The 25720-nt window shown below is 67.7% G+C and carries 26 protein-coding genes; 14 read left to right on the forward strand and 12 right to left on the reverse strand.

The genetic code is table 11. The annotated features are described in order from the left end of the window. The first annotated feature begins 13 nt into the window (after positions 1 to 13). Both ftsY and TSO352_RS13695 read left to right on the forward strand, forming a co-directional pair. Positions 14 to 1249, forward strand: coding sequence for a signal recognition particle-docking protein FtsY (gene ftsY / locus TSO352_RS13690; protein ID WP_109107864.1), 1236 nt, complete (start codon positions 14 to 16; stop codon positions 1247 to 1249). A gap of 96 nt (positions 1250 to 1345) precedes the next feature. After that, on the forward strand, positions 1346 to 2854 hold the full coding sequence (locus TSO352_RS13695) for an AMP nucleosidase (protein ID WP_109107865.1): 1509 nt from the start codon (positions 1346 to 1348) through the stop codon (positions 2852 to 2854). A gap of 166 nt (positions 2855 to 3020) precedes the next feature. Here the strand turns inward: TSO352_RS13695 and TSO352_RS13700 are convergent, their stop codons facing one another. The 6 genes from TSO352_RS13700 to TSO352_RS13725 all read right to left on the reverse strand — a co-directional run bounded on the left by TSO352_RS13700 (position 3021) and on the right by TSO352_RS13725 (position 8156). Next, complete coding sequence (locus tag TSO352_RS13700) at positions 3021 to 3644, reverse strand: FMN-dependent NADH-azoreductase (protein WP_109107866.1); 624 nt, start codon at positions 3642 to 3644, stop codon at positions 3021 to 3023. A 188-nt stretch (positions 3645 to 3832) separates the two neighbouring features. Next, entirely contained in the window at positions 3833 to 4600 is a 768-nt protein-coding gene (locus tag TSO352_RS13705; protein ID WP_109107867.1) for a class II glutamine amidotransferase, read from the reverse strand. 126 nt (positions 4601 to 4726) lie between these two features. Further along, positions 4727 to 5692: a hypothetical protein gene (locus TSO352_RS13710; protein WP_146210762.1), complete on the reverse strand. Its 966-nt coding sequence runs from the start codon at positions 5690 to 5692 to the stop codon at positions 4727 to 4729. 110 nt (positions 5693 to 5802) lie between these two features. After that, the gene (locus TSO352_RS13715) at positions 5803 to 6246 is read right to left on the reverse strand and encodes an ArsC/Spx/MgsR family protein (protein WP_109107869.1); all 444 of its coding nucleotides are present in this window, start codon (positions 6244 to 6246) and stop codon (positions 5803 to 5805) included. Between the two features lie 3 nt (positions 6247 to 6249). Continuing rightward, positions 6250 to 7218: an ADP-ribosyl-[dinitrogen reductase] hydrolase gene (draG, locus tag TSO352_RS13720; protein ID WP_247872084.1), complete on the reverse strand. Its 969-nt coding sequence runs from the start codon at positions 7216 to 7218 to the stop codon at positions 6250 to 6252. A gap of 77 nt (positions 7219 to 7295) precedes the next feature. Next, positions 7296 to 8156 (reverse strand): NAD(+)--dinitrogen-reductase ADP-D-ribosyltransferase, encoded by an 861-nt coding sequence (locus TSO352_RS13725; protein WP_109107870.1) that lies wholly within the window; start codon positions 8154 to 8156, stop codon positions 7296 to 7298. 215 nt (positions 8157 to 8371) lie between these two features. On the opposite strand from TSO352_RS13725, the gene TSO352_RS13730 reads away from it, so the two are divergent. The 4 genes from TSO352_RS13730 to nifK all read left to right on the forward strand — a co-directional run bounded on the left by TSO352_RS13730 (position 8372) and on the right by nifK (position 14078). Then, complete coding sequence (locus tag TSO352_RS13730) at positions 8372 to 9682, forward strand: hypothetical protein (RefSeq protein WP_109107871.1); 1311 nt, start codon at positions 8372 to 8374, stop codon at positions 9680 to 9682. Between the two features lie 277 nt (positions 9683 to 9959). Next, positions 9960 to 10856, forward strand: coding sequence for a nitrogenase iron protein (gene nifH / locus TSO352_RS13735; RefSeq protein WP_109107872.1), 897 nt, complete (start codon positions 9960 to 9962; stop codon positions 10854 to 10856). A gap of 191 nt (positions 10857 to 11047) precedes the next feature. Next, positions 11048 to 12487, forward strand: coding sequence for a nitrogenase molybdenum-iron protein alpha chain (nifD, locus tag TSO352_RS13740; RefSeq protein ID WP_109107873.1), 1440 nt, complete (start codon positions 11048 to 11050; stop codon positions 12485 to 12487). Positions 12488 to 12518: 31 nt separating this feature from the next. Further along, positions 12519 to 14078, forward strand: a complete 1560-nt coding sequence (gene nifK / locus TSO352_RS13745) for a nitrogenase molybdenum-iron protein subunit beta (RefSeq protein WP_109107874.1) — start codon at positions 12519 to 12521, stop codon at positions 14076 to 14078. Positions 14079 to 14213: 135 nt separating this feature from the next. Here the strand turns inward: nifK and TSO352_RS13750 are convergent, their stop codons facing one another. After that, entirely contained in the window at positions 14214 to 14702 is a 489-nt protein-coding gene (locus TSO352_RS13750; protein ID WP_109107875.1) for a hypothetical protein, read from the reverse strand. Between the two features lie 339 nt (positions 14703 to 15041). On the opposite strand from TSO352_RS13750, the gene nifE reads away from it, so the two are divergent. The 6 genes from nifE to fdxB all read left to right on the forward strand — a co-directional run bounded on the left by nifE (position 15042) and on the right by fdxB (position 19361). Then, positions 15042 to 16472, forward strand: coding sequence for a nitrogenase iron-molybdenum cofactor biosynthesis protein NifE (gene nifE, locus TSO352_RS13755; protein WP_109107876.1), 1431 nt, complete (start codon positions 15042 to 15044; stop codon positions 16470 to 16472). Positions 16473 to 16477: 5 nt separating this feature from the next. After that, a complete protein-coding gene (nifN, locus tag TSO352_RS13760; protein WP_109107877.1) occupies positions 16478 to 17893 on the forward strand; it encodes a nitrogenase iron-molybdenum cofactor biosynthesis protein NifN in 1416 nt (471 codons plus the stop codon). Beyond that, positions 17872 to 18327 carry a nitrogen fixation protein NifX gene (nifX, locus tag TSO352_RS13765; protein ID WP_247872085.1) on the forward strand — a complete coding sequence of 152 codons (456 nt, stop codon included), beginning with the start codon at positions 17872 to 17874 and terminating at the stop codon, positions 18325 to 18327. Before nifN ends, nifX begins: the two co-directional genes overlap by 22 nt. Before the next feature lie 4 nt (positions 18328 to 18331). Further along, entirely contained in the window at positions 18332 to 18787 is a 456-nt protein-coding gene (locus TSO352_RS13770) for a NifX-associated nitrogen fixation protein (RefSeq protein ID WP_109107878.1), read from the forward strand. 17 nt (positions 18788 to 18804) lie between these two features. Continuing rightward, the gene (locus TSO352_RS13775) at positions 18805 to 19005 is read left to right on the forward strand and encodes a CCE_0567 family metalloprotein (protein WP_109107879.1); all 201 of its coding nucleotides are present in this window, start codon (positions 18805 to 18807) and stop codon (positions 19003 to 19005) included. Positions 19006 to 19067: 62 nt separating this feature from the next. Further along, positions 19068 to 19361, forward strand: coding sequence for a ferredoxin III, nif-specific (gene fdxB / locus TSO352_RS13780; protein WP_109107880.1), 294 nt, complete (start codon positions 19068 to 19070; stop codon positions 19359 to 19361). A gap of 53 nt (positions 19362 to 19414) precedes the next feature. Here fdxB and TSO352_RS13785 read toward each other — a convergent pair whose 3' ends face one another. The 3 genes from TSO352_RS13785 to TSO352_RS13795 form a co-directional block, all read right to left on the reverse strand. Then, the gene (locus TSO352_RS13785; protein WP_109107881.1) at positions 19415 to 20779 is read right to left on the reverse strand and encodes a glutamate--cysteine ligase; all 1365 of its coding nucleotides are present in this window, start codon (positions 20777 to 20779) and stop codon (positions 19415 to 19417) included. Between the two features lie 36 nt (positions 20780 to 20815). Beyond that, positions 20816 to 21622: a 16S rRNA (uracil(1498)-N(3))-methyltransferase gene (locus TSO352_RS13790; RefSeq protein ID WP_109107882.1), complete on the reverse strand. Its 807-nt coding sequence runs from the start codon at positions 21620 to 21622 to the stop codon at positions 20816 to 20818. A gap of 114 nt (positions 21623 to 21736) precedes the next feature. Continuing rightward, the gene (locus tag TSO352_RS13795) at positions 21737 to 22126 is read right to left on the reverse strand and encodes a response regulator (protein WP_247872086.1); all 390 of its coding nucleotides are present in this window, start codon (positions 22124 to 22126) and stop codon (positions 21737 to 21739) included. Between the two features lie 244 nt (positions 22127 to 22370). On the opposite strand from TSO352_RS13795, the gene ubiA reads away from it, so the two are divergent. Then, positions 22371 to 23318 carry a 4-hydroxybenzoate octaprenyltransferase gene (gene ubiA, locus TSO352_RS13800; RefSeq protein WP_109107884.1) on the forward strand — a complete coding sequence of 316 codons (948 nt, stop codon included), beginning with the start codon at positions 22371 to 22373 and terminating at the stop codon, positions 23316 to 23318. Positions 23319 to 23380: 62 nt separating this feature from the next. Here ubiA and TSO352_RS13805 read toward each other — a convergent pair whose 3' ends face one another. Beyond that, positions 23381 to 24133 carry a CHAP domain-containing protein gene (locus TSO352_RS13805; RefSeq protein ID WP_247872087.1) on the reverse strand — a complete coding sequence of 251 codons (753 nt, stop codon included), beginning with the start codon at positions 24131 to 24133 and terminating at the stop codon, positions 23381 to 23383. Positions 24134 to 24372: 239 nt separating this feature from the next. On the opposite strand from TSO352_RS13805, the gene TSO352_RS13810 reads away from it, so the two are divergent. Further along, complete coding sequence (locus TSO352_RS13810) at positions 24373 to 25032, forward strand: 50S ribosomal protein L11 methyltransferase (RefSeq protein ID WP_109107886.1); 660 nt, start codon at positions 24373 to 24375, stop codon at positions 25030 to 25032. Positions 25033 to 25035: 3 nt separating this feature from the next. Here the strand turns inward: TSO352_RS13810 and TSO352_RS13815 are convergent, their stop codons facing one another. Continuing rightward, positions 25036 to 25656 carry a uracil-DNA glycosylase gene (locus tag TSO352_RS13815; RefSeq protein WP_109107887.1) on the reverse strand — a complete coding sequence of 207 codons (621 nt, stop codon included), beginning with the start codon at positions 25654 to 25656 and terminating at the stop codon, positions 25036 to 25038. Positions 25657 to 25720 lie beyond the last annotated feature (64 nt).

Genomic DNA, 25720 nt, shown 5'->3' on the forward strand with positions numbered 1-25720 from the left:
CATCGGACATTCCATGATTCTCCGCTGGTTCGGCCGCAAGAAGCCCGAAGAGACCGCCCCCAAGGACGAGGCGGCGATCCCCGAATCGGCAAAGGTCGAGACCCCCGCGCCCGAACCGGTGCCGGCACCGGCCCCGCCGCCGGTTGTGGAGAAGGTTCCGGAACCGCCCGCCGCGCCGCCCATCGCCCCGCCCGCCCCCGCCCCGTTCATCGAACCGGTGGTCGAGCCGGTACCGGAGATGGCGCCCATCCCCGAACCGGTGCCGGTGCCGGTCCCTGCCCCGGCTCCGGTGGCGGCCGTGCCGGCGGACGAGGCGCCGCCGAGCAAGAAGGGCTGGTTCGCCAAGCTGAAGGAAGGCCTGTCGAAGTCGTCGTCCAAGCTGACCGACGGCATCACCGGCATCTTCACCAAGCGCAAGCTCGACGATGAGGCGCTGGAGGAGCTGGAGGAACTGCTGATCACCGCCGACCTCGGCCCCGCCACCGCGGCGAAGGTCACGGCGGAGCTGGCGCGCACCCGCTTCGGCAAGGAGGTGTCGCCGGAGGAGGTCAAGGTGACGCTCGCCGCCGAGGTGGCGAAGATCGTCGGCCCGGTGGCCAAGCCGCTGGAGCTGGACCCGGCGCTGGCGCCCCACGTCATCCTGGTCGTCGGCGTCAACGGCACCGGCAAGACCACCACCATCGGCAAGCTCGCCCGCCAGTTCAAGGCGGAGGGCAAGAGCGTGATGCTGGCCGCCGGCGACACCTTCCGCGCCGCCGCGGTCAGCCAGCTGAAGATCTGGGGCGAGCGCACCGGCTGCCCGGTCGTGGCGCGCGACACCGGGGCGGACGCCGCCGGCCTCGCCTATGACGCGCTGGAGCGCGCGCGGGCCGAGAAGGTCGACGTGCTGCTGATCGACACCGCCGGCCGCCTGCAGAACAAGACCGGCCTGATGGAAGAGCTGCGCAAGATCGTCCGCGTCATCAAGAAGCTGGACGAGACGGCACCGCACACCACCCTGCTGACGCTGGACGCCACCACCGGCCAGAACGCCCATTCCCAGGTCGAGATCTTCCGCGACATGGTCAACGTCAACGGCCTGATCCTGACCAAGCTGGACGGCTCGGCCCGCGGCGGCGTGCTGGTGTCGCTGGCGGAGAAGTTCAGGATCCCGGTCCATGCCATCGGCGTCGGTGAGGGCATCTACGACCTGCGCCCGTTCGACGCCGACGCCTTTGCCAAGTCGCTGATGGGGCTGAACGCCGACTGACGGCAGGTCGTACGGAGCTTGACCAAAGGGCTGGGGGCCGGGATTGGCCGAAATTCGGCCTTTCCACCCGGTCGTTCGTACGCCATCTTCGAAGGCATGACCGATCAAGCCCCGCTCCAGCCCGGGTCTGCCGGGCGCTTCACCGATGCCAAAGCCGCGCTGGCCTGCGTGCGCGACATCTACGAGCGCAACACCGCCTTTCTGCGCCAGCGCTTCGCCGACTACACCCAGGGCGAGGAGGAAGGCGGGCGCAACCGGGCCTGCTACCCCTATGTCCGGGTGGCGGTGACCTCCGGCGCCGGGGTCGACACCCGCCTGTCCTACGGCTTCGTCGAGGGCGTCGGCGTCCATGCCACCACGGTGACCCGGCCCGACCTGTTCGAGCGCTATCTGCTGGAACAGTTCACGCTGCTACTGCGCAACCACGAGGTTCCGCTGGAGGTCGGCGTCAGCGAGGAGGCGATCCCGATCCACTTCGCCTTCCCGAACGGCATGTATGTCGAAGGCGACCTGCCGCCCGACCGCCTGACCCGGCTGCCCGACCTGTTCGACCTGCCCGATCTGGCGCGGATGGACGACACGATCGTCAACGGCACCTGCGACACCGGGCCGGACGCGGTGAAGCCGCTTGCCCTGTTCACCGCGCCGCGGGTGGATTTCTCGCTGCACCGGCTGCGCCACTACACCGCGACGGCGCCGGAGCATTTCCAGAACTTCGTCCTGTTCACCAACTACCAGTTCTACGTCGACGAGTTCATCCGGCTGTCGCGCGAGATCATGGAGCCGACCGGCGACGCCGATCTGGCCGCCTACCGCAGCCAGTATGACCGCTTCGTCGAGCCGGGCGACATCGTCACCACCAACCAGAACCTGGGCGGCACGGTGGACTCCGCTTCGGCCAGGCTGACGCGCATGCCGCAGATGCCGGCCTACCACCTGACACGGCCGGACGGCAACGGCATCACGCTGGTGAACATCGGCGTTGGCCCGTCGAACGCCAAGACCATCACCGACCACATCGCGGTGCTGCGCCCGCACGCCTGGATCATGCTGGGCCATTGCGCCGGCCTGCGCCACACCCAGCGGCTGGGCGACTATGTGCTGGCCCACGGCTATGTCCGCGAGGATCATGTGCTCGACGCCGACCTGCCGCTGTGGGTGCCGGTGCCGGCGCTGGCCGAGGTGCAGCGCGCGCTGGAAACCGCGGTGGAGCGGGTGACCGGCCTGTCGGGGTTCGACCTGAAGAGCATCATGCGCACCGGCACCGTCGCCACCATCGACAACCGGAACTGGGAGCTGCGCGACCACCGCGAACCATTGATGCGCTTCAGCCAGAGCCGCGCGATCGCGCTGGACATGGAAAGCGCGACGATCGCCGCGAACGGCTTCCGCTTCCGCGTGCCGTACGGGACGTTGCTGTGCGTGTCGGACAAGCCGATGCATGGGCAGTTGAAGCTGCCGGGCATGGCCGACCGCTTCTACCGCGAGCGGGTCGACCAGCATCTGAAGATCGGCGTGCTGGCGATGGAACTGCTGCGCGAGCACGGAATGGAGACGCTGCACTCCCGCAAGCTGCGCAGCTTGGCGGAGGTGGCGTTCCAGTAGGGGTGTCGGCTTCGATGCCCCCTCCCCATCCCTCCCCCGCTTCGCGGGAGAGGGGGTTAGGATGCTTGGTGAGGCGAGAGCGTTATCAGCGTTCGGCGGCAATCCCCTCTCCCGCGAAGCGGGGGAGGGTTAGGGAGGGGGCAATCGGAGCCGCCCCTCAAACCCCTCAGGCCGCGACCAGCAGCCCTTCGATCTCCTTCGCCGCACCGGCCAGCGCCTTGTCCTTGGCCTCCGGACCCATGCCGATGCCTTCGGCGCGGATGAAGGTCACGTCGGTGATGCCGAAGAAGCCCAGCACGGCGCGCAGGTAGGCTTCCTGGTGGTCGAGGCCGGCCAGCGCCGGGTTGGTCGAGTAGACGCCGCCACGCCCCGACGCGACGATCACGCGCTTGCCGCCGGCCAGACCCTCGGGGCCCTTCTCGGTGTAGCGGAAGGTGCGGCCGGCCTGGGCGAGGCGGTCGATCCAGGCCTTGAGCTGGGTCGGGATCGAGAAATTGTACATCGGGGCGCCGATCACCACGACGTCGGCGGCCAGGAACTCGTCGACCAGCGCGTCGGTCAGGGCCAGCTCGTCGCGCTGGCGGTCGTTCAGACCCTCCAGGTTGCGGAGCTTGACGACCTGCAGCAGTTCCCCGTCCAGATGGGCCGGCGGGTTGGCGGCGACGTCGCGGGTCACGACGGTGGCCGCCGGATCGGCCTTCACCAGCGCCTCGACGATGGAGGCGGTCAACTGGCGGGTGACGGACGCGGTGCCGAGCGGGCTGGAGTCGACGTGCAGGATCGTGGTCATGACGGGAGGAGCCTCTTGGTGGTTGCGGCCGGCCGCTGGTGGCAATCGTTGCTGCCATCGCTGCCGGTCAATCTCTGAAGCCCAAGATGCTCTTTTGATTTCCAGCGGTTAAGCCGGCCTGTGCGCGAAAGATCGTCTCTCTGGAAGCAACAATCCGCCAGCGGTGACCCGGCCCCACGACCGCCCGGTCAAGCCACCAGCCGGCCGCTGCGGAAGACCGCCATCCGTCCCGGCTCCATCACCGTCCAGGCTTCGTCGCGGGTCAGCGGGCGGGTGGCGACGACGGTGACGATGTCGTTCGGCGTCGTCTCCCGCGAGAAGTCGACGCTCATGTCGGCGTCGACCAGCGTCGCGGCGCCGAAGGGCGCCTTGCGGGTCAGCCACGCCAGGTTGGTGGCGCAATGGCACCACAGGAAGCGGCCGTCGCTGAGCAGCATGTTGAACACGCCGAGCGAGCCGAGGTCGGCGGCCAGATGGCGGATCAGCCGCATCAGCCCGCCGGTCGATTTCGGCGGCTCGGGGTACTGCATGCGGATCTGGTCGAGCAGCCAGCAGAAGGCGTGCTCGCTGTCGGTGGAGCCGACCGGCTCGTAGAAGGTGAGGATGCGGTCCTTGATGCCCTTCAGTTGGCCATTGTGGGCGAAGGTCCACACCCGCCCCCACAGCTCGCGGGTGAAGGGGTGGGTGTTCTCCAGCGCGACGCGGCCGCGGTTGGCCCGGCGGATGTGCGAGATCACGGTGCAGGACTTGATGGAATACTGGCTGACCAGCCGGGCGATCTCCGACTCGCTGCTGGGGGCCGGGTCATGGAAGGTGCGGCAGCCCTTGCCCTCGTAGAAGGCGATGCCCCAGCCGTCGCGGTGCGGCCCGGTTTCCCCACCCCGCCGCATCAGCCCGGCGAAGCTGAAGCAGATGTCCGTGGGCACGTTGGCGCTCATGCCCAGGAGTTCGCACATGGTGGTCCTCGTGTCCCGCTTGTCGTCGCGTTTGGTCGGACAAGCTACGACAGGCCGGGCGGAACGTCACGTTTTTGCGGTGGCGGTGGCCCAGAGCGACAAGGGCGCCGCGGCGGACAGCCCGTCTCAGTTCGGGGCGACCGCCGCATCGTCCGGCTGCCTGTCCTCGTCTTCGTGAGCGTGGTCCGGAAGATCGGCAAAGGGTTGCGTTCGGGCGATCACCGGGCGGTCCTCCAGCCCGACCGTGGGCGCCCAGCGGGGGGACCCATGCTTCACCTCAAGGAAGGGCGCGTGGTCCAGGACCGGCTTGTAGACCCGGAACGTCTTCATGACCGACAGGATCCCCGCCGAATCGAGCGGCCCCAGGAAGGACTCATCCATGTCGAGGAACGCCGGGTGCGAGAGCCATCGTTCAAGCTGCGCCGCGTTCAGAAAAAAACTCCCGGCCGATGGGTACGAGGTGCGTTCGAAACGGACAGGTTCCCCAAGAAACTCCAGAGTCAAATCCGGCCGATCGGAAAGATCCTGAAACGGCTTGGTCCAAGGGCTTCCAAGTATGTAGTCGGGGTAGACCTTGTAGCCGAACGGAGAGTTGTTTTCGAACCTGTTGGGCTGCAACAAGGCTTCAGGGCCGAATTCGGCATCGAACAATGCCCGCTTCCGGAAGAACAGCGGGTCGGTCATCACGACGTCGTCTTCAACATAGCAATACCAGTCATACCGGCCTGCAAATTCCCGCATCACCATGTGAGCGGTGAAACCGAGCTGGCTGGGCGAGAACCCATCGTTTATTTTCACCCGCCGATAGAGGACAGGACTTATTTCCAGTGCATCGAGCAAGTGGTCGTCACCCAGCGTGCAGACCACCACGTCGACCTCGCAGCTGTGCGGCGAGGCCGCCTGCCACGCGACCTTGCGCCAGTGGTCGAGGCCGGCCACCCGGTTTCCGTAGAGCTGATGGAAGGCGCTGATGGTTTCACCGAGGACGGCGATGCGTTCCGCTTTCCGGCTGATGTCGTTGGAGTTGTTCCCACCCGCCGTATGCCCGGCTTTCGGGCGGTAGAAATGCGGGATCACGCACAGGATCTTCACCACGGCACCTTAGCTGGTCGAAACATGCGAATGGCCAGCGTGATAACGGCTCGCATGGCTGGGCACAAGCGGGAACGGCCGAACGGTCCGGGCACCTCGGCCGGGGTCGCTCAGGCCTTCGCCTCGGGCGCCGGGCACGGCGGCATGTCGGGCCGCCGGCACCCCTCCATCGTGCCGGCGGCCGGCACGCCACCCGGCGCGATGCCCAGCCCGATCCAGGCGTCCACCCGGTCGGTCTCGAAACCACACTCCCGGCGGTCGCCGACCTGCATCAGCGGGCGGCGGATCAGCAGCGGCTGGGCCAGCATGGCGGCCAGCGCCGCCGCCTCGTCCAGCGCCTCCGGCGCCACCGCGCCCGACTTCACCGCCGGGGCGGCGCGGTTGAACCAGTCGGCCACCGGGCGGTCGCCGAAGAAGGGGCGGAGCGTCGCCGCGGTCCACGGCTCGCTCAGCAGGTCGCGGGCGGTCACCCGGTGGCCGGCCTGCGCCAGCAGCGCCCTCTGCCGGGCGTTGCCGCCGCAGTCGGGCTTCTCGAAGAAGGTCACGTCGGCCATCGGTCACTCTCCCTGGAACAGCGGCGCGCGGGCGAGCAGCGCCTCGGTTTGCTGACAAATCTCGTCGTGGACCTTGCGGTCCAGCTTGCGCAGCCAGCGCGGCGGGATCGACTCCACGCCGTAGGTGGCGCCGGCCAGCATGCCGGCGATGGCGCCGGTGGTGTCGGCGTCGCCGCCCTGGTTCACCGTCTCCACCACGCAGGATTCGACCGAGTCGGTCTGGAAGTAATAATGGAAGACCGTCTGCACCGTATCGACGACGAAGGCGGTGGACAGGCCGCGGTAGGGTTCGAACTTGAACTGGCGGTGCTTGGCGATCAGGGCGTTCGCCTCCTCCCGCGCGGCGACGATGCCGCCGCCCAGCACCAGCCGCTGCACCATCCGGCCCAGCGCCAGCACCGCGGAATCCGACAGCCCGTTGCAGTGGGTGATGCGCGACTGCTCGACCGACCAGCGCGCGAACGCCGCCTCGTCGCCCAGCGTGGCCAGCGCCACCGGCAGGTTGCGCATCGCCGCCCCGTTGCCGGCGTGGTACTCCGATTCCGGCTCCTCCAGCGTGCCGTGCATGATGAAGCGGCGGATGCCGCGGCGCGTCGTGTCGCCGACGTCGACCGGCACCGACTTCAGCCAGATGGCGAACTCCTCGGCGGCGCGGCGGGCGTCCCACTCCGGGCCGGACAGGATGGCGCGGCCGAGATGCAGCGACATCTCGGTGTCGTCGGTCACCTGCCCGGCCGGCAGCTTCAGCCAGCCGCCGCCCTTGATGTGCTTGTGGACGCCATATTGGTGGGCGATCTCGCCCTTGGTCAGGAATTCCACGGTGGCGCCCAGCGCATCGCCACAGGCGAGCCCGAGATAGGCGCCCAGCGCCCTGGATCGGATCTCGGGCGTGAGGCGGATCGGCGCGAGGCCCGGGGACGTAAGGCTGGGGGGCGCGAGGCTCGGGGGCGGTCGGTTGGTCGGATCGGTCATGCCATGGGGGCGCTAAGCCCGCCCTTTCCTGGTGGGCCCGGTTCGGCCATAGAGGGCCGCCGCCGGACGTGAGGTTGTCAGAGAAGCGACACACCCACCCGGTAATCCCCGCCAATCACCAGATACTCCCCTTCGCCCTGGAATGGGTAGCGCGGCAGAATGTCGCGGAAGAAGACGACCTTGGACAACGGCACCCAGGCGTCGAGGATGTAGTCGCCGAACTGGCCGGCGATGTCGCGGTTGATCGAGAAGGAGCACAGGTTGTTCAGCCGCAGCACCGCCGTCCGCTTGTCGGGGCGGGCGACGATGTGGTGTTCCTCGAAATCGTTGACGCCGCGGTACAGCCGGATGTGCGAGGCCCAGTTGGGCATCGGCGCGTCGGGCCAGCCGCGGCGGATCGTCCATTGGCAGAACTCGTAGAGCAGGTCGAGTTGCAGGTGGATGTTGTTGTTGTGGAAGCGGGTCGACTGCTTGTCCTCGCCATAGGCCGCCCAGGCGTCGGAGGCGAAGCGGCGGATCGGTTCGCGGTGGAAGGTCGGCAGCAGGCCGAAACGGCTCTCCACCCAGCCTTTCAGCACCGCCCCCTCCGCCCGGTTGCTGTCGAACAGCCAGCCCTTCAGCAGGCGCAGGTAGCTGGCGCGGAAACGCCGCCTGCCGTCCGGCCCCTCCGACCCGGAAAAATCCGGGTTCACGCCGAACACCGACGCCATATGGCGCTGGAAGACGTCCGACGCGGTCCGCGCGTCGCGGCATTCGTCCAGCGCCTCGAACAGGGCGGCGTGCTCGCTGCGGGTGGCGCCGATGCGCAGGCGCCGCGGCTCGGCGTTGTAGCCCTCGCTGCACAGGACCGCCGCCGGCACATTGACGAGGTTGGCGCGGTGGGCACGGAGCGCCAGCGGCGAATCCGGATCGACCACCCGTCCGTTCGCATCCCGCATCACCGCCACATCCACCCCACTGCCCGCCACGCCGGCCGCTCCGCCGAAATGCCACTACTTATTTTATGGATAATGCGGAAACGGCCGGGTGCCAAGCGTCATGCGGTGGCTGGCACGCGGGCGCGGCGCCGCATGTCCCAACATTGTTCGTTTGAAGCCACCCCGGACGGCACCCATACTCAGTACAGCGACGCTTACGATCCGGCGGCACCCGCATGGCCTTCTGGCCGACCAAGTACGATGACAGCCAGCGCCGCCGCGCCACCCCGGCGCCTGCCCGCCCCCTGGCGACACCACCCGCAGTTCCACCCCCAACCTACCCCGACAGCCGCCCGCCGCGCGGCGTGAACGAGGCGCGGACGGCGCTCCGGCTGGCGCAGATGCTGCGCGGCACCATCACGCCGGTGCGCGGCGACGCCGTGCTGGAACTGCTGGAACCGCACCGGCCACGGCTGGTGCCGAAGCCGGTCAACCCGCTGGCCGGCATGGCCGGGCAACCGCCGGGGCGGATGCTCGACGCCCTGCTGCGGCCAGTCGGTCAGATCGTCACCGACGTGCTGCTGCCCGGTGTCCGCGACCATCTGATCGACCGTCTGGTCGCCGGCCGCAGCGACCATGAGGACAGCCCGGACGGGGCGCTGCCCAGCGCCGTCGATCTGGCGGAGGCGATGCGGGCGCTGGTCGGGCGGCTGCGCGGCGGCGGCAAGGGCCATCTCCAGGCGGTGGTCGCGGCGATCGAGACCGACGCCCGCGCCACCGCCGACGCCCTGACCCGCGACAGCCGCCCGGTCGATGTCGGCGGCATCGACCGGCTGGCGCGCGCCCTGCTGCGGTTCGAGGTGCGGCGGATGGTGCTCGACGCGCTGGGCGCCGGCGGGCCGCTGCAGGACGTCGTCTACCAGGCGCGCCGGCTCGCCCGCTATTCCCTGCGCCGCGCCACCGAGGCGATCGAGGGCTTCGTCGCCGACCGCGGGCTGAAGGCGCTGCACGCCAGCCTCGCCACCTTGGCCCAGGCCGACGGGCTGATCGTCATCGCCCTGCGCAACCTGGACGACCAGGAGGAGACCAAGGAGGAGTCCGGCCCCTTCGTCGAACCGGCCGACCGCAAGGCGATGAACGACTGGCTGTCGGCGGCGTGGCGACTTTCCGACACATTGTTCGATCTTGTCGGAAAGGCCGCCGCCGGCGGCGAGCTGGACGACCTGCTGTTCGCGGCGCTGCTGCGCCAGTTGCGCAGCCTGCATCACTTCTGCGCCGACCTGACCCACAGTGGCCGTCCCGCCGCGGTCGACACGCTGAAGCAGCGTCTGATCGAACGCGCCGACGCGCTGTCCCGCGTGACCGGCGAGCGGCTGGTCGATGTCCTGCTGGCCCGTCCCGCCGACCCGGCCCTCGCCCGCCGCCTGCTCGCCCGCGGCCGGCTGCTGGCGCAGCTGCTCTACGACATGAACCGCGACGAGGCGGTGGAAGAACTGGCGCTGCGCATCGTCGTCGCGGCGGAAGCGCTGGGCGAACCGCAGGGCTGAGGCCGGCGGACGCGAGGCCAGAGGTCTCGATTTCGGCATCGGCCGGTCGGGCCGCGGGAAAGACCCGACAAAATGTCGGGCTTTGTCGTGTGTGTCAGGACCCCGACAAAGGCCGGATACTCGGTTCCAATCAATATTATCATTATAAATCAATAGTTTGATCAATTCGAAAGCTCTGGCACGGGTCGTGCAATCCATGGAAACCGAAGCGGCCACGAACCGGCCGCAACGAGTTCCGAAGCACACTTCCTCGACCCAAGCACAGGAGCGACACCCCATGAGCAAAGCGCCTCTGCGTCAGATCGCCTTTTACGGCAAGGGCGGTATCGGCAAGTCCACCACCTCGCAGAACACGCTGGCCGCGCTGGTCGATCTTGGTCAGAGAATCCTGATCGTCGGCTGCGACCCGAAGGCCGACTCGACCCGCCTGATCCTGCACGCAAAGGCCCAGGACACCGTCCTGCATCTGGCCGCCGAGGCCGGTTCGGTCGAGGATCTGGAACTCGAGGACGTTCTGAAGACCGGCTACAAGAACATCAAGTGCGTCGAGTCCGGCGGTCCGGAGCCGGGGGTCGGCTGCGCCGGCCGCGGCGTCATCACCTCGATCAACTTCCTGGAAGAGAACGGCGCCTACGACGACGTGGACTACGTGTCCTACGACGTGCTGGGCGACGTGGTCTGCGGCGGTTTCGCGATGCCCATCCGCGAGAACAAGGCCCAGGAAATCTACATCGTCATGTCCGGTGAGATGATGGCGCTGTACGCCGCCAACAACATCGCCAAGGGCATCCTGAAGTACGCCCACAGCGGCGGCGTGCGCCTCGGCGGCCTGATCTGCAACGAGCGTCAGACCGACAAGGAAATCGACCTGGCCGACGCGCTGGCCAAGCGCCTGGGCTCCAAGCTCATCCATTTCGTGCCGCGCGACAACATCGTGCAGCACGCCGAGCTGCGCCGCATGACGGTCATCGAGTACGCCCCGGAAAGCAAGCAGGCCGAGGAATACCGCCAGCTCGCCAGCAAGATCCACAACAACTCGGGCCAGGGCTGCGTCCCGACCCCGATCACGATGGAAGAGCTGGAAGAGATGCTGATGGACTTCGGCATCATGAAGACCGAGGAGCAGCAGCTCGCCGAGCTGGCCGCCAAGGAAGCGGCGAAGGCCGGCGCCTGATCTCGGGCGTAGCGACGGTTGCCTACCGGCCCCCCCGCCTGCGGGTGGGGGGGACCGCCTGAACACTGGCCCTTTTCCCCAGCCCCGTCATGACGTGACCCCTTTTCTTCATAAAGATGAGGACGTCCGCGAGGGAGGGAGGGGCTCGGTCCCGCGCTGCAGGGCGCGATGAATCAAGCAGGAGGCCGGCGATGAGCCTGTCCGAGAACACCACGGTCGACGTGAAGAACCTGGTCAACGAAGTCCTCGAAGCCTATCCCGAAAAGACCCGCAAGCGCCGCGCCAAGCACATCAACGTGCTGGAGGCCGAGGCCAAGGATTGCGGCGTCAAGTCGAACGTCAAGTCCATCCCCGGCGTCATGACCATCCGTGGCTGCGCCTACGCCGGTTCCAAGGGCGTGGTGTGGGGTCCGATCAAGGACATGATCCACATCTCCCACGGTCCGGTCGGCTGCGGCTACTACTCCTGGTCCGGCCGCCGCAACTACTACATCGGCGACACCGGTGTGGACAGCTGGGGCACGATGCACTTCACCTCCGACTTCCAGGAGAAGGACATCGTCTTCGGCGGCGACAAGAAGCTGCACAAGGTCATCGAGGAAATCAACGACCTGTTCCCGCTGGTGAACGGCATCTCGATCCAGTCGGAATGCCCGATCGGCCTGATCGGCGACGACATCGAGGCGGTCGCCCGCGCCAAGTCGGCGGAAATCGGCAAGCCGGTCATCCCCGTCCGTTGCGAAGGCTTCCGCGGCGTGTCCCAGTCGCTGGGCCACCACATCGCCAACGACACCATCCGCGACTGGGTGTTCGAGAAGACCACGCCGAAGGCCGACTTCGTCTCCACCCCGTATGACGTCACCATCATCGGCGACTACAACATCGGTGGCGACGCCTGGTCTTCCCGCATCCTGCTTGAAGAGATCGGTCTGCGCGTGATCGCCCAATGGTCGGGCGACGGCACGCTGGCCGAGCTGGAAAACACGCCCAAGGCCAAGGTCAACCTGATCCACTGCTACCGCTCGATGAACTACATCGCGCGGCACATGGAAGAGAAGTACAATATTCCTTGGATGGAATACAACTTCTTCGGCCCGAGCCAGATCGCCGAATCCCTGCGCAAGATCGCCGCCCTCTTCGACGACAGCATCAAGGAGAAGGCGGAACAGGTCATCGCCCGCTACCAGCCGATGGTCGACGCGGTCATCGCGAAGTACCGCACCCGCCTGGAAGGCAAGAAGGTGATGATCTACGTCGGCGGCCTGCGCCCCCGCCACGTCGTCGACGCCTACCATGACCTCGGCATGGAAATCGTCGGCACCGGTTACGAGTTCGCCCACAACGACGATTATCAGCGCACCCAGCACTATGTGAAGGAAGGCACGCTGATCTACGACGACGTCACCGCGTTCGAACTGGAGAAGTTCGTCGAGGCGATCCGTCCCGACCTCGTCGCGTCGGGCATCAAGGAAAAGTACGTGTTCCAGAAGATGGGCCTGCCGTTCCGCCAGATGCACAGCTGGGACTACTCCGGCCCGTATCACGGCTACGACGGCTTCGCGATCTTCGCCCGCGACATGGACCTGGCCATCAACAACCCCGTCTGGGGTGTCATGAAGGCCCCGTTCTGACCATCGGCCTCTGGAACAGGAGAATTTGAGAATGTCCGACAAGCTTTCGCAGAGCGCCGACAAGGTCCTCGATCACTACACTCTCTTCCGTCAGCCTGAATACAAGGCGATGTTCGAGAAGAAGAAGAGTGAGTTCGAGTACGGCCATTCCGACGAAGAGGTCGCCCGCGTTTCCGAATGGACCAAGTCCGAGGACTACAAGGCAAAAAACTTCGCCCGTGAAGCGGTCGTCATCAACCCGACCAAGGCCTGCCAGCCGATCGGCGCGATGTTCGCGGCCCAGGGCTTCGAAGGCACCCTGCCGCTGGTCCATGGTTCGCAGGGCTGCGTCGCCTATTACCGCACCCACCTGACCCGTCACTTCAAGGAGCCGAACTCGGCGGTGTCCTCGTCGATGACCGAAGACGCGGCGGTGTTCGGCGGCCTCAACAACATGATCGACGGCTTGGCGAACGCCTACACGCTCTACAAGCCGAAGATGATCGCGGTGATGACCACCTGCATGGCCGAAGTCATCGGCGACGACCTGCAGGGCTTCATCTCCAACGCGAAGAACAAGGACAGTGTGCCGCAGGACTTCCCGGTCCCCTACGCCCACACCCCGGCCTTCGTCGGCAGCCACATCGTCGGCTACGACAACATGATCAAGGGGATCCTGACCAACTTCTGGGGCTCGTCGGAAAACCTCGACACGCCCAAGACGGAAACGATCAACCTGATCCCGGGCTTCGACGGTTTCGCCGTCGGCAACAACCGCGAGCTGAAGCGCATCACCGCCCAGTTCGGCATCGACCTGACGATCCTGTCGGACGTGTCCGACAACTTCGACACGCCGATGGATGGCGAGTACCGCATGTATGACGGCGGCACCACCATCGAGGACACCAAGGCGGCCCTGCACGCGAAGGCCACCATCTCGATGCAGGAGTACAACACGACCCAGACCCTGCAGTTCTGCAAGGAAAAGGGCCAGCAAGTCGCCAAGTTCAACTACCCGATGGGCGTCACCGCCACCGACGAGCTGCTGCTGAAGCTGGCGGAACTGTCGGGCAAGCCGGTGCCGGCCAGCCTGAAGCTGGAGCGCGGCCGTCTGGTCGACGCCATCGCCGACAGCCACACCCACATGCACGGCAAGCGCTTCGCGGTCTACGGCGACCCGGACTTCTGCCTCGGCATGACCCGCTTCCTGCTGGAACTGGGTGCGGAGCCGGTGCACATCCTGTCGACCTCCGGCTCCAAGAAGTGGGAGAAGCAGGTCCAGAAGGTGCTGGACGGCTCGCCGTTCGGCGCGTCGGGTGCGGCCTACGGCGGCAAGGACCTGTGGCACCTGCGCTCGCTGATCTTCACCGACAAGGTGGACTACATCATCGGCAACAGCTACGGCAAGTATCTGGAGCGCGACACCAAGGTTCCGCTGATCCGCCTGACCTACCCGATCTTCGACCGCCACCACCACCACCGCTACCCGACCTGGGGTTACCAGGGCGCGCTGAACGTGCTGGTGCGCATCCTGGACCGGATCTTCGAGGACATCGATGCCAACACCAACATCGTCGGCCAGACCGACTACTCGTTCGACCTGATCCGCTGATCGCGAGCGGTGCTCGCTTCCAGCCCAACCGGCGGGTCCGGGGTGCCCATCCCCCCGTCCCCGCCGGCCACTCGCAAAACCGGAGGGCGCCCGCAACGGCGCTCTCCGGTCTTTTTGCGTCGGCGCTTCCCCCGGTCAGCCGTCCCGCAGGGCGAAGCCGATGACCCGCTCCAGCGCGGTGTCCGCCCGCCCTTGCCAGCCGTCGCCGGCCAAATCCACCGACACCGGCGGCAGGCCGACGCTGGGCGCCGCCATGCCATTGCGCACCGGGCGCGCGCGCAGCAGCAGGCGGGGGTGCGCCGTGCCGGTCCAGTCCGGCCGCCCTTCCATCACCACTAGCAGGATCGGCCCGTCGATCGGCGGTAGCGCCTCCTCCGATGGTTCGGCGTCCGGGCTGGCAACCGCGCGCAGCCCCAGGCGCACCACCGCCCTGCCATGGCCGGCCACCTTGCGTGCGACAAGGTCGCCGGCGGCGACGCACAGGGTGTCAGCCTCCGGCGGGATCGGGCGTTCGTCGGGGTCGAGGAAACGGCACAGCACACCGATCTGGCTGCCGGGCTCCTGCGTCAGCACAATCGACGCGCCCGGCGCGGCCGACGCGTCCGGAACCGTGGCAAAGCTCAACAACGCTGCGACGGCACACCCGTAAGGGCGCCGCCAACCAACCGATCTGATCATCCGAACCTGTCTCTGCACGACATCCGGCGCACGGACATCCGGCGCGTGAGCGTGATACGGACCATAGCACGGCATCCTGCGGCACCCCCGCCGGCCAAACGCCATTCCCGGCGCGCAATCCTGTGCGACACCCGACAACCGCCCCGCCCGCTCCCCGTGATTGTCAGCTATCGGACAGCCCCCGCGAATCCGACAATCGTTCCATATCAGGGATTTACGGTCTGGCACGCCCCCTGCATCACCCCTCCGCAGAGCCATTTCCGGCGCCAGGATGGGAGAGCGGGCATGCTCCAGGACAAGATCCAGGACGTCTTCAACGAACCGGGCTGCGCGACCAATCAGACCAAGTCGGCCAAGGAGAAGAAGAAGGGCTGCACCAAATCCCTGAAGCCGGGGGCCGCCGCCGGCGGCTGCGCCTATGACGGCGCGATGATCGTGCTGCAGCCGATCGCCGACGCCGCCCATCTGGTGCATGGCCCGATCGCCTGCCTGGGCAACTCGTGGGACAACCGCGGCTCCAAATCCTCGGGCTCGCAGCTCTACCGCACCGGCTTCACCACCGACCTGTCGGAGCTGGACGTCATCGGCGGCGGCGAGAAGAAGCTGTACCGCGCCATCAAGGAGATCGTGCAGCAGTACGACCCACCGGCCGTCTTCGTCTATCAGACCTGCGTGCCCGCCATGACCGGCGACGACATCGCCGCGGTCTGCAAGTTCGCGTCGCAGAAGCTGGGCAAGCCGGTGATCCCGGTCGACGCCCCCGGCTTCGTCGGCTCCAAGAATCTCGGCAACAAGCTGGCCGGCGAGGCGCTGCTCGACCACGTCATCGGCACGGTGGAGCCGGACCACACCACCCCGACCGATGTCTGCATCATCGGCGAGTACAACCTCGCCGGCGAGCTGTGGCTGGTCAAGCCGCTGCTCGACGAGATCGGCATCCGCCTGCTGTCCTGCATTTCCGGCGACGGCCGCTACCAGGAGGTGGCGCAGGCCCACCGCGCCCGCGTCACCATGATGGTGTGCAGCCAGGCGCTGGTGAATGTCGGCCGCAAGATGGAGGAGCGCTACGGCATCCCCTATTTCGAGGGCTCCTTCTACGGCGTCTCCGACATGTCGGACACCCTGCGCACCATGACCCGCATGCTGGTGGAACGCGGCGCCGACAAGAGCCTGATCGACCGAGCCGAGGGCGTGATCGCCCGCGAGGAAAGCCGGGTCTGGCGCCGGCTGGAACCCTACAAGCCGCGCTTCGACGGCAAGCGCGTCCTGCTGTTCACCGGCGGCGTCAAGAGCTGGTCGATGGTCAGCGCGCTGGAAGGCGCCGGGCTGACCATCCTCGGCACCTCGACCAAGAAGTCGACGCCGCAGGACAAGGAGCGCATCAAGAAGATGAAGGGCGACGAGTTCCACCAGTGGGACGACCTGAAGCCGCGCGACATCCACAAGATGCTGGCCGAATCGCAGGCCGACATCATGATGTCCGGCGGCCGGTCGCAGTTCATCTCGCTGAAGGCCAAGGTTCCCTGGCTCGACATCAACCAGGAGCGCCACCACGCCTACGCCGGCTATGACGGCATCGTCAACCTGTGCGAGGAGATCGACAAGACGCTGTCCAACCCGATCTGGCGGCAGGTCCGCTTGGCCGCGCCGTGGGAATCGGCAGTGTCCCCCGCCCTGACGGCCCCCACCATGGCCCCCACCATGGCTGCGGAGTGACGGCGATGTCGCACATCCAGCGCTTCCCCTCCGCCGCCAAGGCCGCCTCGACCAACCCGCTGAAGATGAGCCAGCCGCTGGGCGCGGCGCTCGCCTATCTCGGCGTCGACCGCTGTCTGCCGCTGTTCCATGGTTCGCAGGGCTGCACCGCCTTCGGGCTGGTGCTGCTGGTCCGCCATTTCCGCGAGGCGATCCCGCTGCAGACCACGGCGATGGACCAGGTCTCCACCATCCTCGGCGGCTACGACAATCTCGAACAGGCGCTCCGCACCATCGTGGAGCGCAACAAGCCGGCCATGATCGGCGTCGCCACCACCGGCGTGACCGAAACCAAGGGCGAGGACATGGCCGGGCAGTACACGCTGTTCCGCCAGCGCAACCCCGGGCTGGCCGACACCGCGCTGGTCTTTGCCAACACCCCCGACTTCGCCGGCGGCTTCGAGGACGGCTTCGCCGCCGCCGTCACCGCCATGGTCGACCGGCTGGTCGAACCGTCGCCGGTGGTGGTCAAGTCGCAGATCAACGTGCTGGCCGGCAGCCACCTGTCGCCCGGCGACGTCGAGGAACTGCGCGACATCATCGAAGGCTTCGGCCTGTCGCCGATCTTCCTGCCCGACCTGTCGCTGTCGATGGTCGGCCGCCAGCCCTCCGACTTCACCGCCACCTCGCTGGGCGGCGTGTCGGTGGAACAGATCCGCTCGATGGGCGCGTCGGTCGCCACCATCGTGGTGGGCGAGCACATGCGGATCGCCGGCAACGCGCTGGAGCTGAAGACCGACGTGCCCTCGCACTTCTTCAGCCGGCTGACCGGGCTGGAGGCGTCCGACAAGCTGGTCCGCCTGCTGGGCGAGATCTCCGGCCGGCCGGCCCCGGCCCGGCTGCGCCGCCAGCGCGAAAGCCTGGTCGACGCCATGCTGGACGGGCATTTCTTCTTCAGCCGCAAGCGCATCGCCGTCGCGCTGGAACCGGACCTGCTCTACACGGTCACCAGCTTCCTCGCCGACATGGGGGCCGAGGTGATCGCCGCGGTCTCGCCGACGCAGAGCCCGGTGCTGGAGCGGCTGACCGCCGCCACCGTCATGGTCGGTGACCATTCCGACGTCGAGACGCTGGCGCGCGACGCCGACCTGATCATTTCCAACTCGCACGGGCGGCAGGGGGCGGCGCGGATCGGCGTACCGCTGCACCGCATGGGCCTGCCGCTGTTCGATCGGCTGGGCGCCGGCCTGCGCGTCCATGTCGGCTACCGCGGCACGCGCGAGCTGCTGTTCGAGGTCGGCAACCTGTTCCTGTCCCGCGAAATGGACCACGACCATCACGCCCCCCACGGCCCCGCCCATGGCCCCGGCCACGGTGCCGAACCCCATGGGGAGGACGCCCACGGCTGCGGAGGCGGATCATGCGGATGCAACGCCGGCTGAGCGTGGTGCAAGCCACCCGGCCGACCAAAGGAGGATCGATGAAGGTCGCTTTCTGCACCCAGGACATGCAGCACGTCGATGCGCATTTCGGCTGGGCCAAGAACATCGCCGTCTATCAGGTCGACCGCCAGGGCCACGCCCTGCTGGAAACCTTCCAGTTCGGCGGCTCGATGTTCGAGGACGGCAATGAGGACAAGCTGGTGCCGAAGCTCGACGCCCTGTCCGACGTCGCCATCCTCTACCTGTCGGCCATCGGCGCGTCGGCCGCCGCCCGCGTGGTGGCCAAGAAGATCCACCCGGTGAAGGTCGAGGCGACCGAAGCCATCCCCGCCCTGCTCGACAAGCTGGTCGAGACGCTGAACGGCAGCCCGCCGCCCTGGCTGCGCAAGGCGCTGGGCGAACCCCAGGAACTCAATTTCGACGAGGAGGAGTGAGAGCATGGCCGAGGTTGCCGAGATCACCATCGCCGACCAGTTCATCAAGACGCTGGTCCTGCTGTTCCGCGCCGAGGACAGCTATGGCGCCTGGGAGGGCAAGGCGGACGAGGAGTTGCTCGCCCCCTTCATCCTCGACAAGGAGGCGCGCGCCGCCATCCCGATGATCGGCGACCCCGATCCCGACACGCTGTGGCGGCTGGAGCTGTTCTACAAGGCGGTCGGCCTGATGGTGGAGAAGCAGACCGGCCTGATGGCCTCGCCGATGATGAAGATGAGCCACGAGGGCTTCGGCCGCATGGTCCTGACCACCGGCCGGCTGGTCGTGGTGTCGAAGACCCTGCGCGACGTCCACCGCTTCGGCTTCCCGACCGCCGAAAAGCTCGCCGCCGACGGCGCCAAATTGGTCGAGGACGCGGTGGCGCTGATCAAGACCTACCCCGAGGTCGCGAACCTCTGAATCCTGGGATTGCGAGCATGAGCGACATCGACGCGCTGAAAGACGAGATCAAGAAGCTGAACGCCCGCGCGACGCAGAAGAAGATGGATCTGCACGACCTGTCGGAGGAACTCCCGCAGAACTGGCAGTCCATCCTGACCGTCGCGCAGGAAGCCTTCGACGCCTACCGGACGCTGACCGAAAAGCGCGCCGCGCTGAAGGCGCTGGAGCAGGCCTGATTTCCCGTCGCCGGCATTCTTTCACCAACAGCTTAGGCGCCCGCCCCCGATAGGAGCATCCCATGGCAGACTTCCTGACCGGCACCACCCGCGGTGGTCAGAGCTGGACCCCGAAATTCGTCCAATCGATCGACCAGAAGCAATGCATCGGCTGCGGCCGCTGCTTCAAGGTCTGCGGCCGCGGTGTGCTCAACATGATCGGCATCACCGAGGACGGTGACATCGTCGACGCCTTTGACGACGAGGCCGAGAAGAAGATCATGACGGTCGAGACCGCCGCCAACTGCATCGGCTGCGAAAGCTGCTCGAAGGTGTGCTCCAAGAGCTGCATCACCCACGCGCCGGTGGCGGCGTAAACGACGGAAGGGAAACGGGGGCCTCGCTCTGGCAAGGCCCCCATTCTCCTTCGTCAGTACGCGTATTCCTTGAACACCGGGTCGACGCTGCCGCCCCAGGGGCCGTTGAACTTCTCCAGCAGCTCGTCGGCCGGGCTGCGGTTGCGTTCGGCGATGTCCTGGAGCGTGTCGAGGAAATGGCTCTCGTCGTCGCCCCAATTGTCGTTGCGGGCGCGGCGGACCAGGCCGTCGCGGGCGATGGCCACCACCTCCAACGCCACGTCGCGCACGGTGCGGCCACGGAACGGCGTGTGCAGCCCCGACCGCGGAACTTCGGCGCGCAGATGGGCGCGTTCGGCCGTGGTCCAGTCCTTCACCACATCCCACGCCGCGTCCAGCGCCACCTGATCGTAAAGCAGCCCGACCCACAGCGCCGGCAGGGCACACAGGCTGCGCCACGGCCCGCCGTCGGCGCCGCGCATCTCCAGATACTTCTTCAGCCGCACTTCCGGGAAGGCGGTGGTGGTGTGGTCGGCCCAGTCGGTCAGCAGCGGCACCTCGCCGGGCAGCGCCGGCAGCTTGCCGTCCATGAAGTCGCGGAAGGACTGGCCGGCGGCGTCGATGTAGGTCCCGTCACGGTAGACGAAATACATCGGCGTCTGCAGCAGGTAGTCGACGTAGCGCTCGAACCCGAAGCCGTCCTCGAAGACGAACGGGATGTCGCCGGTGCGGTCGGGATCGGTGTCGGTCCAGATGTGGCTGCGGAAGCTCTGGAAGCCGTTCGGCTTGCCCTCGGTGAAGGGCGACATGGCGAACAGCGCCGTCGCGATCGGCTGGAGCGCCAGCGACACGCGGAACTTCTTCACCATGTCCGCTTCGGAGGCGAAGTCCAGGTTGACCTGCACGGTGCAGGTCCGCGTCATCATGTCGAGGCCGAGCGAGCCGACCTTCGGCATGTAGTCGCGCATGATCTTGTAGCGGCCCTTGGGCATCCAGGGGATGTCGTCGCGCCGCCATTTCGGCTGGAAGCCCAGCCCCATCATGGCGATGCCCAGCTCGGCCCCGACCTCCTTCACCTGGCGCAGGTGGCTGTGCACCTCCGCGCAGGTCTGGTGCAGGGTTTCCACCGGGGCGCCGGACAGCTCGACCTGGCCGCCCGGCTCCAGCGTGATGTTGGCCATGCCCTGGACCAGCGCGATGATGTTGCCGTTCTCCTCCACCGGGGTCCAGCCGAAGCGGGTCAGGCGGGTCAGCAGTTCGCGGATGCCGTCCGGCCCGTCATAGGGCAGCGGCCGCAGGTCGGAGGTGCGGTAGGCGAACTTCTCGTGCTCCGTCCCGATGCGCCAGTCCGACACCGGTTTGGACCCGGATTCGAGATAGGCCACCAGTTGACGGCGGTCGGTGATGGGTTCGCCGCGCGTTGTCGGGGGTGCGGACATGCTGTCTCTCGCGGGAAGTGGACGGAGGACGGCCGTTCAGTCGGCCGGTGAAGGGATCGGCGCGCGGAAAGGCGGACGCCGGTCGCTTCCCCCGGCAGTCCAGTCCCCGGCCAAGGACTGCCAGCAAGCCAGCGCCGCCACCACCGCCGTGTCGGCCCGCAGGATGCGCGGACCCAATCCCACCGGTACAACAAAGGGGAGTTTGACGAGTTCGTCAAGTTCCGACTGGTCGAAGCCGCCCTCCGGTCCGACCAGCAGCGCCGCCGGTCCGGAAGCGGTCCCGGCGGGCGCGTCCTTCAGCACCTCGGCGATCGGCCGGGCGTTCCCCGCCTCGGCGCACAGGTAGAGCTTGCGGTCGGCCGGCCAGCCGGCCAGCACGCGGTCCAGCGGCAGCGGTTCGCCCATCTCCGGCACGCTCAGCCGCTCGCACTGTTCGGCCGCCTCCACCGCGTTGGCGCGCAGACGGTCCAGGTTGACCCGGTTGGGATCGGTGCGGCGGGTGAAGACCGGCCACAGCCGCGACACCCCCATCTCGGTCGCCTTCTCGGCGACGAAGTCGATGCGCCCCTTCTTCAAGGGCGCGAACACCAACCACAGGTCCGGAGTCGTGTCCTGTTGCCGCCGCTGCTCCGCCACCGTCAGCGAGCACCAGCCCTTGCCGAAGCCGTCGATCGCGGCGCGCCATTCGCCGTCGCGGCCGTTGAACACCGCGACCGAGTCGCCGCGGTCGAGCCGCAGCACATGGCGCAGGAAGTGGGCGCGCTCATGGTCCAGCCCGACCGACTGGCCATCGGCCAGCGGGCTGTCCACGAACAGGCGGGTCTTGATCGGGTGGTCGGCCATGGCTGTCGGTCTCCGCAACGCGGCGCCGACTATAGCCGGGCGCCGTGGTCCCGTCAGCAGGTCAACGTCGGCCGATCAAGTTCGGGGTGATGAACCGGGGCGCGGACGAAACGCTCAGCCCTTGACCGGGGCGACCAGCGCGTCGATGTGGCGGCGCAGATCGACGGGCTGCACCGGCTTGTGCAGGATCGTCACCTGCTCCGCCTTGGCGGCGGCGATCAGCTCGGTCCCGGTGTCGCCGGTCAGGATGATCGCCGGCACCGCGGCGCCGCAGGCCTCGCGGACGGCACGGACGGCGGTGATGCCCGACCAGCCGTCGCGCAGGCGGTAGTCGGACAGGATGACGTCCGGCACCGGCGCACCGGGCAAGCGCTCCAGGACGGTGTCGACGTCCTCGGCGGCCAGCACCTGATAGCCCCAGGTGTCCAGCATGATTTCCATGCCGGCCAGGATGATGGACTCGTCGTCGATCACGACGGCGAAACGGTCTGGATGTGTGCTCATGTCCATCGAGGGCTGCTGGTCGCTGCGGTTGTGGTGATGGAAAACTATTGGTACGATTTTGGCGCGCGCAAGTCCCTGGAATGCAATTTCAACTGGTTGTCCGGACGCCGCGACGCGACCCGAATTCCCCAGTATGTTCGCTTTCCTGAGCTTGCCGCTTCGGTGAAGGCCCGATACCTTCGCCCCGCCGCGTCCGCCTATCCGTTTTACGCCCTTTCCATAGCACAGCGAAAGCGCCGCCGTCATGCCCACAGCCTCGTCTGGTCCTACCATTCCGGATCCCGGCTTCACCGACATCCGCCGGGACGGCTGGATCGCACGCTCCGTGCCGGGCCCCTTGCGTCCTTACGTCACGCTGGCGCGGCTCGACCGTCCGATCGGAACCTGGCTGCTGCTGTTCCCCTGCTGGTGGAGCGTGGCGCTGGCCATGCCGCACCCGTTGCGTGACTGGCCGGCGCTGCTGGGGCTGATGGCGCTGTTCGCGGTCGGCGCCGTGCTGATGCGGGGGGCGGGCTGCACCGTCAACGACATCCTGGACCGCAAGTTCGACGCGATGGTGGAGCGCACGCGTTCCCGCCCGATCCCGTCGGGCCAGGTGTCGGTGCGCCAGGCGCTGGTCTTCCTGGCCCTGCAGCTTCTGCTGTCGCTGCTGGTGCTGCTGCAGTTGGGGATGACGGCGATCGAGCTGGGCGTGCTGTCGCTGGCGCTGGTCTTCACCTACCCGCTGATGAAGCGGATCACCTGGTGGCCGCAGGCCTTTCTGGGCCTGACCTTCAATTGGGGCGCCCTGATGGGCTGGGCGGCGGTGCGGGACGATCTGGGCTGGCCGGCGGTGGCGCTGTATGTGACGGGCGTCGCCTGGACGCTCGGCTACGACACCATCTACGCCCACCAGGACAAGGAAGACGACGCCCGCATCGGCGTGAAGTCCACCGCCTTGCGGCTGGGTGACGCCAGCAAGATCTGGATTTACGGCTTCTACACGCTGACCTATGTCGGGATCGGCATCGCCGGGCGACTCGCCGGCTTGGGCGGTCTGTTCCTGCCGGTGCTGTCGCTGGCCGCCTTGCAACTGGCGTGGCAGGTCGCGACCTGGCGGCCCGACGATCAGAACGACTGCCTGAGGATGTTCAAGTCGAACCGCTGGTTCGGCTGGCTGGTGCTGGCGGCGATCCTGGCCGGAAAGCTCTGAACGGGGCGGGGCTAGAGCCCGCCCGCTTCGGCGGCGGGTTCGCCGCGCCCCGGAACCGTGCGTCAGCGTTCGTCGTGGTCGGCGAGTTGGGCGACGGCGCTGGTCGAGCCCGGCTTGCGCGGCGGGGTCACGGTGCGCGGCGCGGGGAGCGAGGCGACTTCGGCCTCGGCCGGCGCGGCGCTGTGGTGGCCACCCGGCTTGCGCGGCGGCAGCACCGCGACGTCCAGGCGCAGCGGCTTCTGCGGGGTGTGCGAGGCGGTCAGCGTCGGAGCAAGCGTCTGGGGCTTGCGGCCCGGGACGGTGACGCTCAGCGCCTTCTGCGGGTGCAGCGACGCCTCGACGATGCGGGGGCTGGCGGGCGCCGCGCCGCGACCCTTCGGGGACACGGTGAAGCCGCGGTCCATGCCGCGATCGCCGGCGTCGAGCGTGCGGCTGCTGCGCGACTGGCTGTCCTCCTCGCCTTCCGGCAGGATGAAGCCGTAGGCGGTGTAGACGCGCAAGCCCAGCTGTTCGGTCGGCTCGTGCCAGACGCGGACGGCCGACCAGTCGTTGTTCTTGGAAACGTCGACCACCTTCATGCCGCGGCGCAGGCCGTCACCGTCGATCCAGCTGTGGTCCACCTCGATGGTGCGGCGGTCGATGACCGCGCTGACCAGCGAGACATGGCCGCGGCGCATGTGGCCGGTGCGCTTGAAGACGAGGACGGAGCCGACGGCGGGGCGATGCTCCCGGTCATACTGGCCGGCGGCATGATCCCACCAGGTCCAGGCGTCGCCGCGTATGGTGAAGTCGGAAATCGAACGGACCGTGCGCACGCAATCGCCGTCTTGTGCGGCGGCCGTCGACACGGTAAGGGGGCTCAGCGCGATCAAAGCCGCAAACGAAAGGCCGATGGCGGTTCCCCTCTGCCGCATGATTCCCCCAATTGCTCAGTTTTCCCTTGAGGAACGGGTAACACGGGTTTCCGCCTGTGTCTACACCGTTTGAATTATGTAACATTCATAAGCCGCCGACGGTCATCCCTCCAACAGCGGAGTCCCTTGGGAATCCTCGTATGAACAACGCATCTCCGCAAGATTTCGTCCGCGACAACACGACGCTGACGACCACCCCGCTGCTGCCGGAACTACGGCTTCATCTTGCCACCGAAGTCACACCTCTGTGGCAGGCGACGGAGGAAACCTTGGCCGCCACAAATTTGCCACCGCCCTACTGGGCTTTCGCTTGGCCGGGCGGACAGGCGGTGGCGCGCCTGCTGCTCGACCGGCCGGAGCTGGTCGCCGGCAAGTCGGTGCTCGACTTCGCCGCCGGCACCGGGCTGGTCGGGATCGCGGCGGCCAAAGCCGGCGCGGCGCGGGTGCAGTCCTGCGACATCGACCGCTTCTCGCTGGCCGCCATCGCGCTGAACGCCGAAGCGAACGGGGTGGAGGTGAAGGCGGTCAGCGCCGACCTCGTCGGCCGCGATCTGCCGGGAATCGACGTCGTTCTGGCCGGCGACGTCTGTTACGAGAAGCCGATGGCCGACCGGGTGACCGGCTGGCTGCGCGGCGTCGCCGCCACCGGCGCGCTGGTGCTGCTGGGCGACCCCGGCCGCGCCTATGTCCCCGCCGGCGGGCTGGAGCGGGTCGCGACCTACACCGTCCCGACCTCGCTGGAGCTGGAGGACCGCGAGACGCGCGAGACCACGATCTGGCGCCTGCTGCCGGCGGAATGAGACCTAGCGGGACAGTCGGGAAACCGCCAGCCGCAGGTCAGCCAGGAAGGTCGGCTGCTCGACCAGCTGGCCGCGCAGCAGGTAGCTGGGGTGGAAGGTTGGCACGACCTCCACCCCCTCCACCAGCCGGCACGGCAGCACGGTGCCGCGCAGTTGCAGGATGCCGTTCTCGCCGGTCAACGCCCAGGTCGGGGTGCGGCCGAGTGCCACGATCACCGACGGGCGGAAATCGGCCAGCGTGGTCCGCAGATGCTCGATCTCGCCGGTGAACTCGGCCAGCAGCCGGTCGGAGGTGCCGAAGGCGCCCCAGCGCTCGTCGATCTCCCGCCCCTCCTTGCGGGCGCGGGCGCGCGAGGAAAAGAAGTGGCCGACCTTGTTGCCGGGCGGCTGGTAGCGGAAGACGTTGGCGACCAGGCACTCCGCCCGCTCGATCCCCACCGCGGCCAGCGACTCGTCCAGCAGCTTGCCGCTGCGCCCGACGAAGGGTCGGCCGAGCCTGGCCTCCTCCGCCCCCGGCGCCTCGCCGACGATGGCGAGCCGCGGCCCGGCCGCCGGCTTGGTCGGGAACTGGTAATCGGCGAAGGGCAGGTCGGGCCGGATGGCGGCGGGCGGGCTGTCGGTCATTGATATGGTTCCGAATAGCGGGGGCATGAGGGGCAAGCGGGGAGCCGGACTTGCCGAACCGCCC

It is taken from the genome of Azospirillum sp. TSO35-2 (assembly GCF_003116095.1).
Lineage (GTDB): Bacteria > Pseudomonadota > Alphaproteobacteria > Azospirillales > Azospirillaceae > Azospirillum.

What these genes read in the sequence shown, in the direction of transcription:
- ftsY (WP_109107864.1), top strand. Translation starts at nt 14, where the DNA reads ATGATTCTCCGCTGGTTCGGCCGCAAGAAGCCCGAAGAGACCGCCCCC.
- TSO352_RS13695 (WP_109107865.1), top strand. Translation starts at nt 1,346, where the DNA reads ATGACCGATCAAGCCCCGCTCCAGCCCGGGTCTGCCGGGCGCTTCACC.
- TSO352_RS13700 (WP_109107866.1), bottom strand. Translation starts at nt 3,644, where the DNA reads ATGACCACGATCCTGCACGTCGACTCCAGCCCGCTCGGCACCGCGTCC.
- TSO352_RS13705 (WP_109107867.1), bottom strand. Translation starts at nt 4,600, where the DNA reads ATGTGCGAACTCCTGGGCATGAGCGCCAACGTGCCCACGGACATCTGC.
- TSO352_RS13715 (WP_109107869.1), bottom strand. Translation starts at nt 6,246, where the DNA reads ATGGCCGACGTGACCTTCTTCGAGAAGCCCGACTGCGGCGGCAACGCC.
- draG (WP_247872084.1), bottom strand. Translation starts at nt 7,218, where the DNA reads ATGACCGATCCGACCAACCGACCGCCCCCGAGCCTCGCGCCCCCCAGC.
- TSO352_RS13725 (WP_109107870.1), bottom strand. Translation starts at nt 8,156, where the DNA reads ATGCGGGATGCGAACGGACGGGTGGTCGATCCGGATTCGCCGCTGGCG.
- TSO352_RS13730 (WP_109107871.1), top strand. Translation starts at nt 8,372, where the DNA reads ATGGCCTTCTGGCCGACCAAGTACGATGACAGCCAGCGCCGCCGCGCC.
- nifH (WP_109107872.1), top strand. Translation starts at nt 9,960, where the DNA reads ATGAGCAAAGCGCCTCTGCGTCAGATCGCCTTTTACGGCAAGGGCGGT.
- nifD (WP_109107873.1), top strand. Translation starts at nt 11,048, where the DNA reads ATGAGCCTGTCCGAGAACACCACGGTCGACGTGAAGAACCTGGTCAAC.
- nifK (WP_109107874.1), top strand. Translation starts at nt 12,519, where the DNA reads ATGTCCGACAAGCTTTCGCAGAGCGCCGACAAGGTCCTCGATCACTAC.
- nifE (WP_109107876.1), top strand. Translation starts at nt 15,042, where the DNA reads ATGCTCCAGGACAAGATCCAGGACGTCTTCAACGAACCGGGCTGCGCG.
- nifN (WP_109107877.1), top strand. Translation starts at nt 16,478, where the DNA reads ATGTCGCACATCCAGCGCTTCCCCTCCGCCGCCAAGGCCGCCTCGACC.
- nifX (WP_247872085.1), top strand. Translation starts at nt 17,872, where the DNA reads ATGCGGATGCAACGCCGGCTGAGCGTGGTGCAAGCCACCCGGCCGACC.
- TSO352_RS13770 (WP_109107878.1), top strand. Translation starts at nt 18,332, where the DNA reads ATGGCCGAGGTTGCCGAGATCACCATCGCCGACCAGTTCATCAAGACG.
- TSO352_RS13775 (WP_109107879.1), top strand. Translation starts at nt 18,805, where the DNA reads ATGAGCGACATCGACGCGCTGAAAGACGAGATCAAGAAGCTGAACGCC.
- fdxB (WP_109107880.1), top strand. Translation starts at nt 19,068, where the DNA reads ATGGCAGACTTCCTGACCGGCACCACCCGCGGTGGTCAGAGCTGGACC.
- TSO352_RS13785 (WP_109107881.1), bottom strand. Translation starts at nt 20,779, where the DNA reads ATGTCCGCACCCCCGACAACGCGCGGCGAACCCATCACCGACCGCCGT.
- TSO352_RS13790 (WP_109107882.1), bottom strand. Translation starts at nt 21,622, where the DNA reads ATGGCCGACCACCCGATCAAGACCCGCCTGTTCGTGGACAGCCCGCTG.
- TSO352_RS13795 (WP_247872086.1), bottom strand. Translation starts at nt 22,126, where the DNA reads ATGAGCACACATCCAGACCGTTTCGCCGTCGTGATCGACGACGAGTCC.
- ubiA (WP_109107884.1), top strand. Translation starts at nt 22,371, where the DNA reads ATGCCCACAGCCTCGTCTGGTCCTACCATTCCGGATCCCGGCTTCACC.
- TSO352_RS13810 (WP_109107886.1), top strand. Translation starts at nt 24,373, where the DNA reads ATGAACAACGCATCTCCGCAAGATTTCGTCCGCGACAACACGACGCTG.
- TSO352_RS13815 (WP_109107887.1), bottom strand. Translation starts at nt 25,656, where the DNA reads ATGACCGACAGCCCGCCCGCCGCCATCCGGCCCGACCTGCCCTTCGCC.